Annotated in this window: 18 protein-coding genes; 11 read left to right on the forward strand and 7 right to left on the reverse strand. The window is 67.5% G+C overall.

The window, feature by feature from the left end:
- The first annotated feature begins 71 nt into the window (after positions 1-71).
- Positions 72-1,760, forward strand: coding sequence for an arginine--tRNA ligase (gene argS, locus N440_RS17990; protein ID WP_053509554.1), 1,689 nt, complete (start codon positions 72-74; stop codon positions 1,758-1,760).
- Positions 1,761-1,781: 21 nt separating this feature from the next.
- Positions 1,782-2,687, forward strand: a complete 906-nt coding sequence (locus N440_RS17995; RefSeq protein WP_133936072.1) for an SPOR domain-containing protein — start codon at positions 1,782-1,784, stop codon at positions 2,685-2,687.
- A gap of 121 nt (positions 2,688-2,808) precedes the next feature.
- On the opposite strand, the gene N440_RS18000 is transcribed toward N440_RS17995, so the two are convergent.
- Positions 2,809-3,561, reverse strand: coding sequence for an SDR family NAD(P)-dependent oxidoreductase (locus N440_RS18000; RefSeq protein WP_133936073.1), 753 nt, complete (start codon positions 3,559-3,561; stop codon positions 2,809-2,811).
- 114 nt (positions 3,562-3,675) lie between these two features.
- Here N440_RS18000 and N440_RS18005 point away from each other — a divergent pair, with 114 nt between their 5' ends.
- Positions 3,676-4,143, forward strand: a complete 468-nt coding sequence (locus N440_RS18005; RefSeq protein WP_008265228.1) for a DUF1456 family protein — start codon at positions 3,676-3,678, stop codon at positions 4,141-4,143.
- Here N440_RS18005 and N440_RS18010 read toward each other — a convergent pair.
- Entirely contained in the window at positions 4,112-4,999 is an 888-nt protein-coding gene (locus N440_RS18010) for a LysR family transcriptional regulator (protein WP_133936074.1), read from the reverse strand. The two genes, N440_RS18005 and N440_RS18010, sit on opposite strands and share 32 nt — an antisense overlap.
- 50 nt (positions 5,000-5,049) lie before the next feature.
- Between N440_RS18010 and N440_RS18015 the strand changes: the two genes are divergently transcribed.
- Positions 5,050-6,291, forward strand: coding sequence for an MFS transporter (locus N440_RS18015; protein WP_133936075.1), 1,242 nt, complete (start codon positions 5,050-5,052; stop codon positions 6,289-6,291).
- Here N440_RS18015 and N440_RS18020 read toward each other — a convergent pair.
- Positions 6,288-6,986: a TorF family putative porin gene (locus N440_RS18020; protein ID WP_133936076.1), complete on the reverse strand. Its 699-nt coding sequence runs from the start codon at positions 6,984-6,986 to the stop codon at positions 6,288-6,290. The two genes, N440_RS18015 and N440_RS18020, sit on opposite strands and share 4 nt — an antisense overlap.
- Positions 6,987-7,165: 179 nt before the next feature.
- On the opposite strand from N440_RS18020, the gene N440_RS18025 reads away from it, so the two are divergent.
- Positions 7,166-7,555 carry a DUF6165 family protein gene (locus N440_RS18025; protein ID WP_133936077.1) on the forward strand — a complete coding sequence of 130 codons (390 nt, stop codon included), beginning with the start codon at positions 7,166-7,168 and terminating at the stop codon, positions 7,553-7,555.
- Between the two features lie 6 nt (positions 7,556-7,561).
- Here the strand turns inward: N440_RS18025 and N440_RS18030 are convergent, their stop codons facing one another.
- Complete coding sequence (locus tag N440_RS18030) at positions 7,562-8,239, reverse strand: response regulator transcription factor (protein ID WP_166671581.1); 678 nt, start codon at positions 8,237-8,239, stop codon at positions 7,562-7,564.
- Positions 8,240-8,437: 198 nt separating this feature from the next.
- Positions 8,438-9,010: an Ax21 family protein gene (locus tag N440_RS18035; RefSeq protein WP_133936079.1), complete on the reverse strand. Its 573-nt coding sequence runs from the start codon at positions 9,008-9,010 to the stop codon at positions 8,438-8,440.
- A gap of 286 nt (positions 9,011-9,296) precedes the next feature.
- On the opposite strand from N440_RS18035, the gene N440_RS18040 reads away from it, so the two are divergent.
- Complete coding sequence (locus N440_RS18040) at positions 9,297-9,656, forward strand: DUF1428 domain-containing protein (RefSeq protein ID WP_004153839.1); 360 nt, start codon at positions 9,297-9,299, stop codon at positions 9,654-9,656.
- Between the two features lie 15 nt (positions 9,657-9,671).
- On the opposite strand, the gene N440_RS18045 is transcribed toward N440_RS18040, so the two are convergent.
- Positions 9,672-10,355, reverse strand: coding sequence for a hypothetical protein (locus N440_RS18045; RefSeq protein ID WP_133936080.1), 684 nt, complete (start codon positions 10,353-10,355; stop codon positions 9,672-9,674).
- 107 nt (positions 10,356-10,462) lie between these two features.
- Positions 10,463-11,356, reverse strand: coding sequence for a histone (locus tag N440_RS18050; RefSeq protein ID WP_133936081.1), 894 nt, complete (start codon positions 11,354-11,356; stop codon positions 10,463-10,465).
- Between the two features lie 490 nt (positions 11,357-11,846).
- On the opposite strand from N440_RS18050, the gene N440_RS18055 reads away from it, so the two are divergent.
- The 5 genes from N440_RS18055 (at position 11,847) to N440_RS18075 (ending at position 15,855) form a co-directional block, all read left to right on the forward strand.
- Positions 11,847-13,280, forward strand: a complete 1,434-nt coding sequence (locus N440_RS18055; RefSeq protein WP_053448547.1) for a Do family serine endopeptidase — start codon at positions 11,847-11,849, stop codon at positions 13,278-13,280.
- A 101-nt stretch (positions 13,281-13,381) separates the two neighbouring features.
- Entirely contained in the window at positions 13,382-13,747 is a 366-nt protein-coding gene (locus N440_RS18060; protein ID WP_004153835.1) for a hypothetical protein, read from the forward strand.
- 8 nt (positions 13,748-13,755) lie between these two features.
- A complete protein-coding gene (locus N440_RS18065; RefSeq protein WP_133936082.1) occupies positions 13,756-14,226 on the forward strand; it encodes a phage holin family protein in 471 nt (156 codons plus the stop codon).
- On the forward strand, positions 14,223-14,678 hold the full coding sequence (locus N440_RS18070; RefSeq protein ID WP_053509538.1) for a hypothetical protein: 456 nt from the start codon (positions 14,223-14,225) through the stop codon (positions 14,676-14,678). The genes N440_RS18065 and N440_RS18070 overlap by 4 nt, the downstream gene beginning before the upstream one ends.
- Positions 14,679-14,745: 67 nt before the next feature.
- Positions 14,746-15,855: an AI-2E family transporter gene (locus N440_RS18075; protein ID WP_040006610.1), complete on the forward strand. Its 1,110-nt coding sequence runs from the start codon at positions 14,746-14,748 to the stop codon at positions 15,853-15,855.
- The last annotated feature ends 8 nt before the right edge of the window (positions 15,856-15,863 follow it).

A 15,863-nucleotide genomic window follows, 5' to 3' on the forward strand; every position in this document is an offset into this window, starting at 1 on the left:
CCTGGTCAGCGTGGTCACTGGTATCTGCGCTAAAATGGGCGATTCCGCCGCTCATTCTCACAGCAGGCCTCGTGAAAAATCTCCTCCGCGCCCTGATCAGCCAAGGCATCGAAGCCTTGCGCGCCAATGGCACCCTGCCCGCCGACTCCCTGCCGCCGGACTTCGTGGTCGAGCGCCCGAAGACCCGCGACCACGGCGACTTCGCCACCAACGCCGCCATGCTGCTGGCCAAGGCCGCGCGCAGCAATCCGCGCGCACTGGCGCAGGCGCTGGTCGAGGCGCTGCCGCGCAGCGAGGACGTGAGCAAGGTCGAGATCGCCGGGCCCGGCTTCATCAACTTCCACCTGGCCCCGGCCGCGTACCAGCGCGAAGCCGCGTCGGTGATCAAGGAAGGTCATGACTACGGCCGCAACCTGTCCGGCAATGGCCGCACGGTGGGCGTGGAGTACGTGTCGGCCAACCCGACCGGCCCGCTGCACGTCGGCCACGGCCGCGCCGCGGCGATCGGCGACTGCGTGGCGCGCGTGCTCGATGCCAATGGCTGGAACGCCAAGCGCGAGTTCTATTACAACGATGCCGGCGTGCAGATCGAGAACCTGGCGCTGTCCACCCAGGCCCGGATCAAGGGCATCGCGCCCGACCAGGACGGCTGGCCGGAAGGTGGCTATCGCGGTGAATACATCGCCGACGTGGCCCGCGCCTACATGGCCGGCGCCAGCGTCGATCTGGAAGGCAGCACCGTGGTCGGTGCCAAGGACCCGGATGACATGCAGGCGATCCGCCGCTTCGCCGTGGCCTACCTGCGCAACGAGCAGAACCTGGACCTGGCCGCGTTCGGCGTCGACTTCGACATCTACTTCCTGGAAAGCTCGCTGTATGCCGACGGCAAGGTAGCCGAAGCGGTGGCCAAGCTGCAGGCCTCCGGCCACACCTATGAGGAAGGCGGCGCGCTGTGGCTGCGCAGCACTGACTTCGGTGACGACAAGGACCGCGTGATGCGCAAGTCCGACGGCACCTTCACCTACTTCGTGCCGGACGTGGCCTACCACCTGTCCAAGTGGCAGCGCGGCTACGAGCGCGCGATCACCGAACTGGGCGCCGACCACCACGGCTCGCTGGCGCGCGTGCGCGCCGGCCTGCAGGCGATGGAAGTGGGCATCCCGCAGGGCTGGCCGGAATACGTGCTGCACCAGATGGTCACCGTGATGCGCGGCGGCGAGGAAGTGAAGCTGTCCAAGCGTGCCGGCAGCTACTTCACCCTGCGCGACCTGATCGAAGAAGCCGGCCGCGACGCGACCCGCTGGTTCCTGATCGCGCGCAAGCCCGATTCGCAGCTCACCTTCGACATCGACCTGGCCCGCCAGCAGAGCAACGACAACCCGGTGTTCTACGTCCAGTACGCGCATGCCCGCGTCTGCAGCCTGCTGCGCCAGGCGCAGGAAAAGGGCCTGGTGTACGAGCAGGGCAACGGCCTGGCCAATCTCGGCCGCCTGGCCGACGACGCCTCGCTGCTGCTGATGAACGAGATCTCGCGGTATCCGGAAGTGGTGGAAGCGGCCGGCGTGGCGCTGGAACCGCATCTGGTGGCGCAGTACCTGCGTGAATTGGCGCACGCGTTCCACACGTGGTATCACGGGACGCCGGTACTGGTGGATGACGCCGCTGATCGCAATGCCAAGCTGACCCTGGCCTGCGCGGCACGCCAGGTACTGGCCAACGGCCTCGACCTCCTGGGCGTCAGTGCCCCGGAAAAAATGTAAGCATCAGGAGACGCAGTACTCATGGCAGCACGACGCGGCAAAAGCCAGGCACGACGCAACAGCGGCAGCCAGGGCACACCCGGATGGGTGTGGCTGGTCGCCGGTGTGGCCATTGCTGCGGTGGTGTTCCTGGCGGCGCCGAACCTGTTCAAGGGCGAAGGCGATGGTTTCCTGCGCGCCGGCCCACAGCCGAACCCGAACGCGCAGCCGGCCCCGGTCGCCGATGCCGACAGCGATGTCGGTACCCAGCCGGCCGCGCAGCCGGCCACGCCGAAGCCGGCCGAAGCTGAAAAGCCGGCCGCCACCCAGTACGACTTCTACACCCTGCTGCCGGGCAAGGAAGTTGAAATGTCCGACGCCGAACTGGCCGCCAGCGCGCGCGCCGAGGACCAGCGCCGGGCCAAGGCCGAGGCGCAGCGCGCGCAGGCCGCACTGGAAGGCAAGCCGGTACCGCCGGCTGCGGCCACCGCACCTGCGCCGGCAGCGACCGCCAGCGTCGCCAGCACCGCGCAGGTGACAGCCACCAACCGTTCGCTGCCAGCTCCGCTGAGCGAGCGTCCGGCCGCGGCAACGCCGCCGGCCAGCACGCCGCCGGCATCGACCAGCACCGCCGCGGCCACGCCGGCCGCGCGTATGGAAACCGCACCGGCAGCAGCCAGCACCCCGGCCGCTGCCGCACCGGCCGCCGTGGACAACGCCCGCTACATCCTGCAGGCGGGCGCGTTCGGTGCTTCCGGCGATGCCGAAGCGACCAAGGCCAAGCTGGCGATGATGGGCTTGGCCGCACGCGTGGAGTCGGCGCAGATCAACGGCAAGACCGTGTACCGCGTGCGCATGGGGCCGTATGGCAGCGCCGGCGAACTGTCCGAGGCCAAGCAGAAGCTGGATGGCACCGGTCTGCAGGCGATGGCGATCAAGGCACAGTGACCCTTCGGGGCTGAACGGAAAAAGCCGGGCATTGCCCGGCTTTTTTTTGCTTGCGTAGCGTCGAGCCATGCTCGACGGCCGTTCAAAGCAGTCGAGCATGGCTCGACGCTACGAAGAGCGGTCAGCCTTCGCGGGCGACCTGGAAACCGGCGAACGACTGGCTGACCGGCATCAGTTCCAGGCGATTGATGTTCAGGTGCGGCGGCAGCGTGGCCACCCAGAAGATCTGTTCGGCGATGTCCTCGGCGGTCATCGGGTTGGCGCCGCTGTACAGCTTGTCCGACGCGTTCTGGTCGCCATGGGTACGCACCACGGTGAACTCGGTTTCGGCCATGCCCGGTTCGATCGTGGTCACCCGCACGCCGGTGCCGTGCAGGTCCGAACGCAGGCCCAGCGAGAACTGGCTGACGAAGGCCTTGGTACCGCCGTAGGCATTGCCACCGGGATACGGATAGACGCCGGCCACCGACGAGATGTTGATGATCGCGCCCTTGCGCTCCACCAGCTGCGGCAGCAGGCGATGGGTCAGGGTCACCAGCGCGGTGATGTTGGTGTCGATCATCGTGGTCCAGTCCGACAGCCTGGCGCCCTGCGCCGGCGCGGTACCCTGCGCCAGGCCGGCATTGTTGACCAGCAGATCGATCTCGCCGAACGCGGGCGGCAACGTCAGCAGGGCCGCTTCCATCGCCACCGGATCGCGGATGTCGAAGGCGGCGGCATGCACCACGTCCTTGCCATAGCGCTCGACCAGCGGCTGCAGGCGCTCGCTGCGACGGCCGGTGGCGATCACCTTCCAGCCAGCCTGGGCGAAGCGGTGGACGGCGGCGGCGCCGAAGCCGGAGGTGGCGCCGGTAATCAGGACGGTGCGGGTCATGCAGGCAACTCCGTGGGGAACCAGACCCCCATTCTGGCACCGTCAGCCGGGGCTTGCGTTGCCGGATCGGCCAGATCCGGCCCCACCTGTCGGGGTGACCGGTACAATTGCGCCATGATCAACAACGATGTCCTGCGCAGCGTGCGCTACTCCCTGGACCTGGGCGACCACCACGTGGTGACCCTGTGCCAGATGGCCGATCCGGCGTTCGCCGTGGATACCGAGCAGGTCAAGGCCTGGTTGCGCCGCGAGGACGAAGCCGGCTTCGAAGCAATGAGCGACAGCGCGCTGGCGCACTTCCTCGATGGCCTGATCGTGCACCTGCGCGGCCGCGACGAGAGCCAGCCGCAGCGTGCGGTGGAAACCCGCATCGACAACAACCTGGTGCTGAAGAAGCTGCGGGTGGCGTTCCAGCTGCGTGACGTGGACCTGATGGAGATCTTCGCCAGCGCCGGTTTCAAGGCATCCAAGTCGGAAGTCGGCGCGCTGTTCCGCCAACCCGGCCACGCCAACTACCGGCGCTGCCTGGACCAGATGCTGCGCAATTTCCTCAAGGGCCTGAGCCTGCGCCTGCGCGGCTGAGCACGGCTTCGACGAACGCGCGCGCCGCCGGCGTCGGCACCCGCTGCCAGACCAGGTGCACGCGGCGGGTCGGGGTGGGATGCAGCGGAATCTGCACCACGCCCTCGAAACCGTCGGCGATCAACGCCGGCACGATGCCGACCGCCAACCCGTGGCGGACGAAACGCTCGACCAGTTCCATCAGGTTGACCTCGAAGCGCACCGTGTGCGGCAGTCCCGCGGCAGCAAACGCATCATCGGTCTGCCGGCGCGCACCGGTACCGCGCGGGAAGTCGACCAGTGCCTCATCCTGCAGTTCGGCCAGGGGCAGCCGCTTGCGCCTGGCCAGCCGGTGCGACGGCGCCAGCACCGCCACCAGATCCTCCTCCTGCAGCATGCGGTGGCAGACGCCATCCAGCGCCGCCGACGGCGCCAGCCCGACCAGTGCCACATCCAGCGCGCGCGACTGCACCTGCGCGATCAGCACTTCACTCTTTTCCACCCGCAGCTGGAACTCCACCTGCGGGTGCGCCTGCTGGAAGGCGGCCAGCATCGCCACCACGTCGATGTCGGTGAGCGACGAAATCTGACCGATCGCCAGCAGCCCGCGTACTTCACCACTGACGGCGGCCACGTCGGCACGCAGGTGGCGCAGACTGGCCAGCACCTGGCGCGCGTGCACCAGCAGTGCCTCGCCTGCGGCGGTCGGGCGTACCTGGCGCGGCAGGCGCTCGAACAGCGGCGTGCCCAGTTCCTGCTCCAGGTAGGCAATCTGGTGGCTGAGCGCGGACTGCACCACGTGGCAGCGCTCGGCGGCACGGGTGAAGTTGCCCTCCTCGGCCAGGGCCACGGCGAATTCGAGCTGCTTGAGATTCACGTAACCATCTCATTTCCAGATGACAGGGATGATGATGATTCATTTCCATCATGACTGCAGCAGGCGGACACTGTGCACCCCGCTTTCTGGAACATCGTGTGAGCTCCACTCTCCCCCCACTGCATCGCTGGCAGGTGCTGCTGATGTCGGTCGCCACCGGTGTCGCGGTGGCCAGCAACTACTACGCGCAGCCACTGCTGCACACCATCGCCGATGCCTTCGGCGTGCCGTTCGGCCAGGTCGGCATGGTGGTCACCGCCGCGCAGCTGAGCTACGCGGCCGGACTGATCGTGCTGGTGCCGTTGGGAGACCTGTTCGAACGCCGCCGCCTGATCGTGGTGATGAGCCTGCTGTCGGCGGGCGGCCTGGTGATCAGCGCCTGCGCACCGTCGCTGACCTGGCTGCTGGTGGGTACCGCGATCACCGGTCTGTTCTCGGTAGTGGCGCAGGTGCTGGTGCCGTTCGCCGCCACGCTGGCGGCGCCGGAGCATCGGGGCAGAGTGGTCGGCACGCTGATGAGTGGCCTGCTGCTGGGCATCCTGCTGGCACGCACCGTGGCCGGCCTGCTTTCAAGCCTGGGTGACTGGCGCCTGGTGTATGCGATTGCCGCCGGCACGCTGGTGCTGACCGCGCTGGCGCTGCAGCGCGGGCTGCCGCGTTTCCATCACAGCGCCGGCCTGGGCTACTTCGCGCTGCTGCGCTCGATCGGCGTGCTGTTCGTGCAGGAGCCGGTGCTGCGCCAGCGCACCCTGCTCGGTGCCTGCAGCTTCGCCATGTTCGCGATCTTCTGGACCCCGCTCGCCTTCCTGCTGGCACAACCGCCGTATGAATACAGCGATGCCACCATCGGCCTGTTCGGACTGGTCGGCGCCGCCGGCACGCTGGCCGCGGGCCTGGCCGGGCGCATGTCCGACCGTGGGCAGACCGGCCGCGCCACCGCCATCGCACTGGTGCTGTTGCTGCTGTCGTGGCTGCCGCTGGGGCTGTCTGCACGTTCGCTGCTGGCGCTGCTGGTCGGAGTGGTGGTGCTGGACCTGGCTGCGCAGCTGCTGCACGTCAGCAACCAGAACCTGATCTATGCATTGCAGCCTGCCGCGCGCAACCGGCTCAATGCCGGCTACATGACCGGCTACTTCATCGGTGGCTCGCTGGGCTCGCTGCTGTCGGCGCAGGTCTACCAGCGCTTCGGCTGGACCGGCGTGTGCGTGGCCGGTGCCGCGGTGGCGGTGCTGGCCCTGCTGCTGTGGCTGCCCGGCGCGCTGCGCGCGCGCCAGGCTGCGGCGTCGAACTAGAAGCTGCCCTGCAGCGCCAGCTCCCAGCGTCCACCGGCATTGCCCGGGAACAGGCGCTTGGCCGCGCTGTCGGTGTCGTGCACGGTGGCGCGCAGCTCCCAGGCGGGCGCCAGCGTGGCAACCGCACTGAGCTGGCCATGCAGGTAGTCGGGCCCCTGCGCGGTGGCCAGCCAGTACTGGCCCACCGCCGCTTCCAGGCGGAACCGCTCGTGCAGCGGCACGCGCACGCCCAGCTGGGCGTAGGTGCCGCGATGACCACCGGCCAGGGCGTCGTTGGAATGCGCGACCTGCAGCCAGGCGCGCTGCTTCCAGGTCACGGTGGCATTGAGTTCGGTCCAGTCCAGCGCGCGACCGGTGCCCGGGTACACATAGCGGGTCAGGTTGGCATCCAGCGCCCAATCCGGCGCGAGCGTGCCGGACCAGCCCGCCACCAGGTCGAACTCGCTGCGCGCGCCATTGTCCGGCTTGAACGAAACGTTCGAGCCCCACACGCTGGCGTACCAGCCCGATGCGATGGCTGCTTTCGCACCGGCCTGCACCGCCGGGTCACCATCGCTCTGCGAGCTGCCACGCCACACGTAGTCGCTGGTCAACGCCGCGCTGCCACTGACCTGTACCTGGGCCTGCGCACTGCCCATTCCAAGCAGCCCTGCCAGGGCGGCCACCATGGCCGCCATCGTCCCCTTGCTGTTCACTGCACTGTTTTCCTCGTCGAAGGCGGTCCTGCCGCCGGGACGGCAGTGTCGAGGGCCGGGCCGTAACGGATCGAGGGCGTTGCCCGGCCCGCAGCGCAAATTCGGCGTAAATCCCGAGGATGGGCGGCGCTTCGATACGGGCGCGTTATCATGGCGGCCTGTTTCCAGGAACCAACCGCGTGGACGCCATCCTGACCCCGGTATCGATCGGCGAGCTGATCGACAAGATCACCATTCTCGAGATCAAGGCCGAGCGCATCGACGATGCCGCCAAGCTGGCCAATGTGCGCACCGAGCTGGACGGCCTTCTGCCGCTGCTGCAGCAGCAGCTGCAGGCACAGCCGGCGCTGGCCGCGCTGAAGCAGCAGCTGAAGGTGATCAACGAACGCATGTGGGATATCCAGGATCAGCTGCGCGACAAGGAAGCGGCCCAGGTGTTCGACGAGGCGTTCATCCAGCTGGCGCGCGGCGTCTATGGCACAAACGGCGAGCGCGTGCAGGTGAAGAACGAGATCAACCGCGTGGCCGGTTCGGCGCTGGTGGAAGAGAAGCAGTACCAGGGCGAATAAGCCCTCTCACCCGCAATCGAGCAGGTGGCGGAAGCGGAACAGGTCACCGTCGCCGCGGATGCCGAGCTTGCGGTAGGCCGAGGTTTTCTGCGAGCTGATCGTGCTGGCCGAACGTCCCGATCGCAGCGCCATCTCGCCGGTGCTGACCCCTTTCAGCACCAGGCCAAGCACTTCGCGCTCGCGTCGGCTCAACGGCGCCAGCACCGGCGCCGGCGTGCTGCGCGCCCGCGATGCGTTCAGTTCCGCGCGCAGCTCCGGTGGCACGAAGCATCCTCCGCGGGCCACCACGTCGATCGCATGCAGCAACACATCCGGCGCGGTCGACTTGGACAGGAAGCCACGCGCGCCGGCACGCATGCTGCTGGTCACCGTGCTGGCGTTGCAGTGTGCCGACAACACCAGCACCGGCAGCGCCGGCCAGCGTTGCGACAAGCGGCGCAGCAGGGCCAATCCATCGCCCAGATCTCCCATCGGCAGCGCGTCGATCAGCAGCAGGTCCACACAGGTCGGGCTGCGCTCCAGCAGCTGCAGCAGATGCGCCTCGCTGGACAGGCTCACCCGGACCTGCACGCCACTCTGCTGTCGCAACAGCACTTCCACGCCCAATCGCAGTACCGGATGCGGGTCCAGCAATGCCAGGCGTTGGGGCCGGTCGGGAAGCAGGGGTGGAAGTGCGGGCGGCATGGGGGGCATGTCCAGCAACATGGGACCGCCACGGTAGAACGGAGCCCGCAGCGGCGGAATCCAATTCCTTGCAATGCCAGGCCTGCGTGACCCAGCAGTCATATGGCATTCCGTTTTGCGCCATCGCAAACGCAACAGGCCCGGCAGAAGCCGGGCCTGTCGGAGCGTTTCCAGCGCGCGCTCGCGCCGGGGCAGCAATTACCAGCTGAAGCGCGGGCCGACGGTGTATTCCTTGTCGCCGTGACGGTTCATCTTCAGCTCGCCGTTCAGGCCCCAGTTCTGGTTCAGCTTGACCTGACCACCCAGGCGGCCGTACCACTGGCCATCCGGATTGACGCCGTGCTTCTTGGCGTAATCTTCGTAGCCGACCAGGCCGTAGACTTCGGCGTGGGCGCCGAAGGCAGTGCGGACACCGGCTTCAGCGCTGTAGCCGTTGAAGTCCACACCGTGCTTCTGGTCGAGCTTCTGGTAGGCAACGCGGGCAACGAAGTCGGTCGACGGAGCGATTTCAACGTTGTAGCCGGCACCGATCTTCCACTGGTCCAGCTTGACGTTGGTGTGGTCGAATTCCTGGCGGCTGTACTCACCGAAGGCGTGGAAGTTCGGCAGGAAGCCGTAGGAACCCTTCACGCCCCAACCGTCGGACTTGAACGCATCGTTGTCGGTCTTGGCGTAGTTGGCTTCGGCGTAGTTGTAGGACAGGTTCTCAGCGGCCGAAGCGGTGAACGGCAGGGCAGCGGCCAGGGCCAGAGCAATCAGCGAATTCTTCATGGGGGTACACCTTTACTTTCTTATGGTGTGCAGCAGCGCCAGGGCGCCATCGCATCGGGAATGTAAATTCTCCGTTATTCGCCACAACGCTCCCTGAAAACAGCGGTCTTCGCATTGCTGAATTTTTTGCCTTGATTCAGGCTCTCTCTGGCATACGCGCGCGGCGCGCGTGCATTACTCATGTTCCAGCTTTCTCCCACCTTTCCAGCGTTGTCGATCCACGGCCCCGTGGTTCGTCGGGTACTTGAAGGCCGTGCATGCGGCGCGGTCCATCCGGAGGCAGGCAATGAGCTACATCGATGGTTTCGTTCTGGCGGTGCCCACCGCCAACAAGGAGAAGTTCCTCGCCCATGCGCGCGCGGGTGATCCCGTTTTCATCGAATACGGCGCGCTGCGTGTGGTCGAGTGCTGGGGTGACGACGTACCGCACGGCAAGACCACCGACTTCTTCGGCGCAGTGAAAGCCACGCCGGATGAGACGGTGGTGTTTTCCTGGATCGAATGGCCGGACAAGGCGACCCGCGACGCCGGCATGCAGAAGATGATGGAAGATCCGCGGCTGGATCCGGCGAAGAATCCGATGCCGTTCGACGGCGCGCGGATGATCTACGGCGGCTTCGTGCCGATCTACGAACTGACGCCCTGAAGCGTGCGGGCGCGCTCAGCGCGCGTCCGTGTCATCGCTGGCAGCGGCATGGCCGGCGCCCAGTGCGGCGCCGGCACCCAGGCCCATGCCGGCCCCCATTCCGCCGCCGCCACCGCCGCCTCCACCACTACGGGCGCCCTTGGCATCGCCGTCATTGCGGCCCTTGCCGCCGCCGCTGGCGCCGGGCCGGGTCGGGCCCTGCGGTGGGATCTGCAGGTCGGCCGGGATCGGCGCCAGGTCCAGTGCTTCGCGCACGAAATCGCGCAGCGAGACCACCAGGTCGTGGGTGTGCACCGGTCGCCCCTGTGCCAGTTCGTTGGCCGCGCGCGCAGCCAGCCGCACCTGTTCGTCGGTGCCCAGCAGCAGGATGTCCGACAGTGCCGCCTCGACCGCATCGCGGATGCGGCGGGCGCGATCCGAACGCGGTTCGGCGATGCCTTCGGCGTCTTCGCGCTGGCGCAGGTCGCGGCGATGGCTGGGGTCCACCCCCAGTTCGCCGGTGAACGAACCGCCCAGGGTCTTGTAGGCGGCCATCAGCGTGCGCAGCCGCTCATTGATCTGCCGGTTCTCGCGCTCGCGACGCTGCTGCAGGGTCTGCATCATCAGCAGGCGGATACCCACGCCGAGCAGGGTGATCAGGACCAGGCCGGCCAACGTGGACAGCACGCCCTGCCAGGAACTGAAGTCGATACCGCGCATGCTCGGCACTCCGGCGGGAAGAGCCTGCATCTTGCCCCAGGCCATGTCCCAGAAACGCGAAAGGCCCCACCACCCGGAGGATGGCAGGGCCTTCGGTCACGGCGCGATTACTTGCGCTTGGCGACCTTGCGCACGGCCTTCTTGGCCGGAGCCTTCTTGGCGGCAACCTTCTTCAGCGGCGCAGCCTTCTTGGCGACCGTCTTGCGGGTGGCGGCAACCTTCTTGCCAACCGCCTTCTTGGCGACGGCGGTCTTCTTGCCAACCACCTTCTTGGCCGCAGCGGTCTTCTTGCCGACGGCCTTCTTGGCAACGGCCGACTTCTTGCCGACAACCTTCTTGGCCGCAGCGGTCTTCTTGGTAGCGACCTTCTTGGTGGCGGCAACCTTCTTGCCGACCACCTTCTTCGCAGCCACGGCCTTCTTGCCGGCGACCTTCTTGGCGGCGACGGTCTTCTCGGCCACAGCCTTCTTGGCGGTGGCGGCCTTCTTGCCGACCACCTTCTTGGCGGCCGCGGCCTTCTTGGCAACGGTCTTCTTGGCGACGGCAGCCTTCTTGGTGGCGGCCTTCTTCACGGTGGCGACCTTCTTGCCGGCAGCCTTGGTGGCGGCCTTGGTGGTCTTCTTGGCAGCGGCGGCCTTCTTGGTCACAGCCTTGCCCGCAGCCGCCTTCTTCTTGGCCACTTCCTTCTTCAGGGCAGCGGCTTCGGCCTTGGCGTTCTTCTTGGCGGCTTCCAGCTTCTGCTTGGCCTTGGCAACGGTCTTGCCGACCGACTTGGCAGCCTTCTCGGCCTTCTTGGCAACGGTCTTCTCGACCTTGGCCACGGCCTTCCTGGCCTTGGCAACGCGGGTACCGGCAGCCTTGGTGGCGCGCTTGACGGTCTTCTTGACCGACTTCACGGCGTCTTCGGCGGCGTGGGCGATGGTCTCGCCAACATTGGTGGCGGTTTCTTTGACGTTCTCGACGGCGTCGGTCACGACCGACACACCATTACCGTTGCTCATGTTGCCCTCCTGCGGGCCTTTAGTATCAAAACGGGGCGATGCTATACCGACATTGACGATCGTGGAACGGGGCATGCGCCACCAATCGCATCTGCTGCGACGGCAATGGTGTAGCCAGGCACGGTCGCCAGCACGACAGCTTTGCAGCAAACCCCTTTTTTTAAGGACTGCGCCACACACGCCACGCGCAGAACGGCGAGCACCGCAGCGGCCGGCACCGATGCGGTGATCCGCGCAGGTTGTGGCGCATTGCGGCACCCGGTTGCGCGGAACTGCGCAGGTATCCGTCTGTGTCCACATCGCCGTCGGCGACCTTCGGCAGTGCACGCATCGCTGCGATGACGGTCGCTTTGGCCTCGCCGCCGGCATTCGGATCCGCCTGCCGGGCACGCGGTTTTCATGGCGCATTTATCCAGATCGCGACACACTCATTCAGCTTGTTTTACCGTAGGGCCGAACCGCCCCCATCCACGCCTGCGAACCGACGCCCATGCGACCGCTCCCCACCCTGCTCACGCTCGCAATCGCCGCTGCCTTCGGTGGCTTCGTTGCCACCGGGCTCAATGCCCACCTGGACAACCGCGCCGATGCCGCACCGCTGCCGGCGGTGTTGCCGACCACCGCGGCATTGCCGGCCTCGGTGGCCGGACAGGCGGTGCCGTCGCTGGCGCCGATGCTGGAGAAGGCAATGCCGGCAGTGGTCAGCGTCAACACCAAGCAGGTGGTGCGCGTGCGCAACCCCTTCTTCAACGACCCGTTCTTCCGCCGCCTGTTCCCGGACATCCCGCAGGAACGCATCAATGAATCGCTGGGCTCGGGCGTGATCATCGACGCCAAGGAAGGGCTGGTGCTGACCAACCACCATGTCATCGACAACGCCGATGACGTGCAGGTGACGCTGGCCGACGGGCGCACGGTCAAGGCCGAATTCCTCGGTTCGGACCGCGATACCGACATCGCGCTGATCCGCATCCCGGCGCAGAACCTGACCGACATCAAACTGGGCAACAGCGACCAGCTGCGGGTGGGCGACTTCGTGGTGGCCATCGGCAATCCGTTCGGCTTCAGCCAGACGGTTACCTCCGGCATCGTCTCGGCTGTGGGCCGCAGCGGCATCCGCGGCCTGGGCTACCAGAACTTCATCCAGACCGATGCGTCGATCAATCCGGGCAACTCCGGCGGCGCGCTGGTCGATCTGCAGGGCCAGCTGGTCGGCATCAATACCGCCAGCTTCAATCCGCAGGGCAGCATGGCCGGCAACATCGGCCTGGGCCTGGCGATTCCCTCCAACCTGGCGCGCAGCGTGGTCGACCAGCTGGTCAAGCATGGCGTGGTGGTGCGCGGCACGCTGGGCGTGGAGAGCCAGAACCTGACCGCGCAGATCGCGCAGGGCCTGGGCCTGGGCGAAAGCCGCGGCGCGCTGATCACCCGCGTGCTGGCTGGTTCGGCCGCCGCGACCGCTGGCCTGAAGCCAGGCGACGTGGTGGTGTCGGCCAATGGGCAGCGCGTGGACAGCGCCGAGGCGCTGCACAACGTGGAAGGCCTGGCCGCGGTCGGCAGCCCGCTGACGCTGGACGTGCGCCGCGAAGGCAAGCCGTTGCAGATCAAGGCGACGCTGAAGGAGCAGGCACGTGCAGTGACCGGCGACAGCCTGGACCCGCGCCTGGGCGGCGCCACCTTCGTCGACCTGCCCGAATCGCTGCGCCAGTCGGGCGTTGGCGGCGTGCTGGTCAGCGAGGTCAAGCGCGGCAGTCGCGCGGCCAGCAACGGCCTGCAGCAGGGCGACATCATCACCGACGCCACGGTGGGTGAATTCGCCGACCTGGCCAGCTGGCGCGCCAACTTCCAGCAGCGCCCGCCGACCCTGGTGCTGCGCGTGCTGCGCAACAACGGCCAGCAGCAGGGCCAGCTCGTGATGCGCTGATCGCCCCGCCGTAACACCCCCTATACCCCGGCAATGCTATTGCTGTCAGTCCAGGTCGGCACCGCCGACACCCGTTCCCCCATCGCAACAGGAGTGATTCGATGAGCCCCACCAATACCGAGAACCTGAAGGAACACCTGGGTGAAGCCGGTTCCCACCTGAAGCAGGCCGCCACGGCCGCCGGCGGTGCGATCAAGGGCGCAACCGGTGCTGCGACCGATGAACTGCGCATCGGCAAGGCCAACGTCAAGGCCGAACTGTCCGACAGCGCGCTGTCCGGCCTGGCCGCCGCCGAGTTCGGTGGTGCCGCCGCCAAGGAACAGGTCGATGCACTGATGGACAAGGGCAAGGATCTTATCGACAGCGCCGCTGAACTGATCCGCGAACGTCCGCTGGCCTCGTTCGGCGTCGCCTTCGCCGCCGGCTGGATCATCGCCAAGCTGGCCCGCGGCAGCAGCGACAAGTAAGCCGCAGCGTGAGCGAAGACAACGCGCAAGCGCCTGATCCGGCGGCCACCCCGCCGCTGGATGAGAGCATCCGCCAGGTCGGTGCGGCCGGCCGTGCCGCCGCCGATTCGGCCAAGCATTCGCTGCGCTCGCTGCGCCGGTTGGCTTCGGCCGACTTCGCACTGGCGCGCAGTGCGTTCGGCCGTGCGCTGGCCTGGGCCGGCGTGGCGATCGTGTTCGGCGCGTCGGCCTGGCTGCTGATGGCGGCCACCCTCATCGCCCTGCTGCAGAGCTGGGGCCTGAGCTGGCTGCAGGCCCTGCTGATCACCTCGCTGCTGAGCCTGGCCGTGACCGGCTATGCGATCTGGCGGGTGTCCTACTTCTTCCACCACACCGGCATGCACGCCACCCGGCGCCAGCTGTCTCGCCTGGGCCTGTTCGACGAACCCAACGAAGATGACCCGGATGCCGATGTGCAGCTGCCGGAGGGCAAGCCATGAAGTTCGGTGCGCTGCAGCGGCGGGTGAAACGCTGCGAACAGGTGGTGACGGTGCGACTGGTCGAGACCCAGGACCATTGGTCCACGCTCAGCCAGGTCTGGCGCCAGGGCTGGTCGCCGCTGCGCATCGTGGTGGTCGGCCTGGCCGGCGGCTTCATTGCCGGCAAGCTAGAAGTGCCGGGCAAGGTCAACGGCGCCCGCTGGCTGCAGATGGTGGGTTCTGTCTCGAACCTGTTCGCCAGCGCGCAGGCCGCGTTCGCTACGGCCATGGCGGCGCAGGCCGCAGCCACCGCCGACGATGCAGCCGAAGAAGCCGACGATGCCAGCGAACAGGCACAGGCGGCCGCATCGGCATCCGCCGCTCGCCCGGCACCGGTAGCACAGCCGGCGGCGGAACCGGAACTGCGCGAGCCGCGTCCGGCCGAAGCGGCCACTGAGCTGTCCGAACGTTGATGGATGGAATCCGCCGCGCCGATCGCGGCCGGCGGATAATGCGCTTCCCTTCCCGGTTGATGCGTCGATGAGCGAGCCCCTCCTGTCCCCGTCAGCGGCCGGCCCCGAACTACCCGAGGCGCCGCTGCCGCCACCGTCGCGCCCGCGCGGGCCGATGTCGCTGGTGGTGCTGGCCACGCTGGCGGTGGGCTACACCCTGTGGGCCGCACAGGACATCATCCTGCCGGTGCTGCTGGCGATGTTCTTCGCGCTGGTCGGCAACCCGATCCTGCGCCTGCTGCAGAAGCTCTGGATCCCACGTGCGCTGGGCGCTCTGCTGGTGCTCGGCGCCGGTCTCGGCGTGACCGGTGCGCTGGCGGTGCAGCTGATCGGCCCGGCGATGGAGTGGGCACAGGAAGCCCCGCAGCAGCTGCGCAAGGTCGCGCGCCAGGTGCAGGACCTGACCAAGCCGGTGCAGCAGGCCAACCAGGCCGCGGAGAACTTCGCGCGCGTCGCCGGCGGTGACAGCAACCGCAAGGTGCAGGTGATCCGCACCCAGCTCGACGACCCGTACCGCATGCTGACCCGTGCACCACGGCTGGCCGCCTCGGTGCTGGCGGTGGTGCTGCTGACCCTGTTCTTCATGATCTACGGGCAGAACCTGCAGCGCGCGGCGATCGCGCTGTTCCCGAACCGCCAGCAACAGCGCTTCACCAGCGACATCCTGCGTTCGATCGAGCGCGAGGTCTCGCGCTACGTGCTGACCATCAGCGTGATCAATACCCTGGTCGGGCTGGTGTTTGCCGGCGTCCTGATGCTGTTCGGCATCAGCCTGCAGGACGCACTGCTGTGGGGCACGGTGGCGGCGCTGCTCAATTTCGCGCCGTATGTAGGCCCGCTGATCGGCGTGGCCCTGATGCTGCTGATGGGCTTCGTGGAATTCAGCGACCCGCTGCAGGCGCTGCTGCCGGCGGCGGCCTACCTGGCCCTGCATACCGTGGAGGGCCAGGTGGTGACCCCGATCGTGCTGGGGCGGCGCATGAAGCTGTCGCCGCTGGTGCTGATCCTGGCGCTGATGGTGTTCGGCTGGGCCTGGGGCATGATCGGGCTGCTGCTGGCAGTGCCGCTGCTGGTGTGCATCAAGCTGGTGCTGGCACGGCTGGACGGCATGCAGGGCTGGGCGCGCCTGCTGGAATGAAAGCCCGC

Source organism: Stenotrophomonas sp. CC22-02 (genome assembly GCF_004365115.1).
Lineage (GTDB): Bacteria > Pseudomonadota > Gammaproteobacteria > Xanthomonadales > Xanthomonadaceae > Stenotrophomonas > Stenotrophomonas forensis.

Coding starts and splice junctions, on each gene's coding strand:
- N440_RS17995 (WP_133936072.1), top strand. CDS start 1,782: ATGGCAGCACGACGCGGCAAAAGCCAGGCACGACGCAACAGCGGCAGC.
- N440_RS18000 (WP_133936073.1), bottom strand. CDS start 3,561: ATGACCCGCACCGTCCTGATTACCGGCGCCACCTCCGGCTTCGGCGCC.
- N440_RS18005 (WP_008265228.1), top strand. CDS start 3,676: ATGATCAACAACGATGTCCTGCGCAGCGTGCGCTACTCCCTGGACCTG.
- N440_RS18015 (WP_133936075.1), top strand. CDS start 5,050: ATGACTGCAGCAGGCGGACACTGTGCACCCCGCTTTCTGGAACATCGT.
- N440_RS18030 (WP_166671581.1), bottom strand. CDS start 8,239: ATGCCGCCCGCACTTCCACCCCTGCTTCCCGACCGGCCCCAACGCCTG.
- N440_RS18035 (WP_133936079.1), bottom strand. CDS start 9,010: ATGAAGAATTCGCTGATTGCTCTGGCCCTGGCCGCTGCCCTGCCGTTC.
- N440_RS18040 (WP_004153839.1), top strand. CDS start 9,297: ATGAGCTACATCGATGGTTTCGTTCTGGCGGTGCCCACCGCCAACAAG.
- N440_RS18045 (WP_133936080.1), bottom strand. CDS start 10,355: ATGCGCGGTATCGACTTCAGTTCCTGGCAGGGCGTGCTGTCCACGTTG.
- N440_RS18050 (WP_133936081.1), bottom strand. CDS start 11,356: ATGAGCAACGGTAATGGTGTGTCGGTCGTGACCGACGCCGTCGAGAAC.
- N440_RS18055 (WP_053448547.1), top strand. CDS start 11,847: ATGCGACCGCTCCCCACCCTGCTCACGCTCGCAATCGCCGCTGCCTTC.
- N440_RS18060 (WP_004153835.1), top strand. CDS start 13,382: ATGAGCCCCACCAATACCGAGAACCTGAAGGAACACCTGGGTGAAGCC.
- N440_RS18070 (WP_053509538.1), top strand. CDS start 14,223: ATGAAGTTCGGTGCGCTGCAGCGGCGGGTGAAACGCTGCGAACAGGTG.
- N440_RS18075 (WP_040006610.1), top strand. CDS start 14,746: ATGAGCGAGCCCCTCCTGTCCCCGTCAGCGGCCGGCCCCGAACTACCC.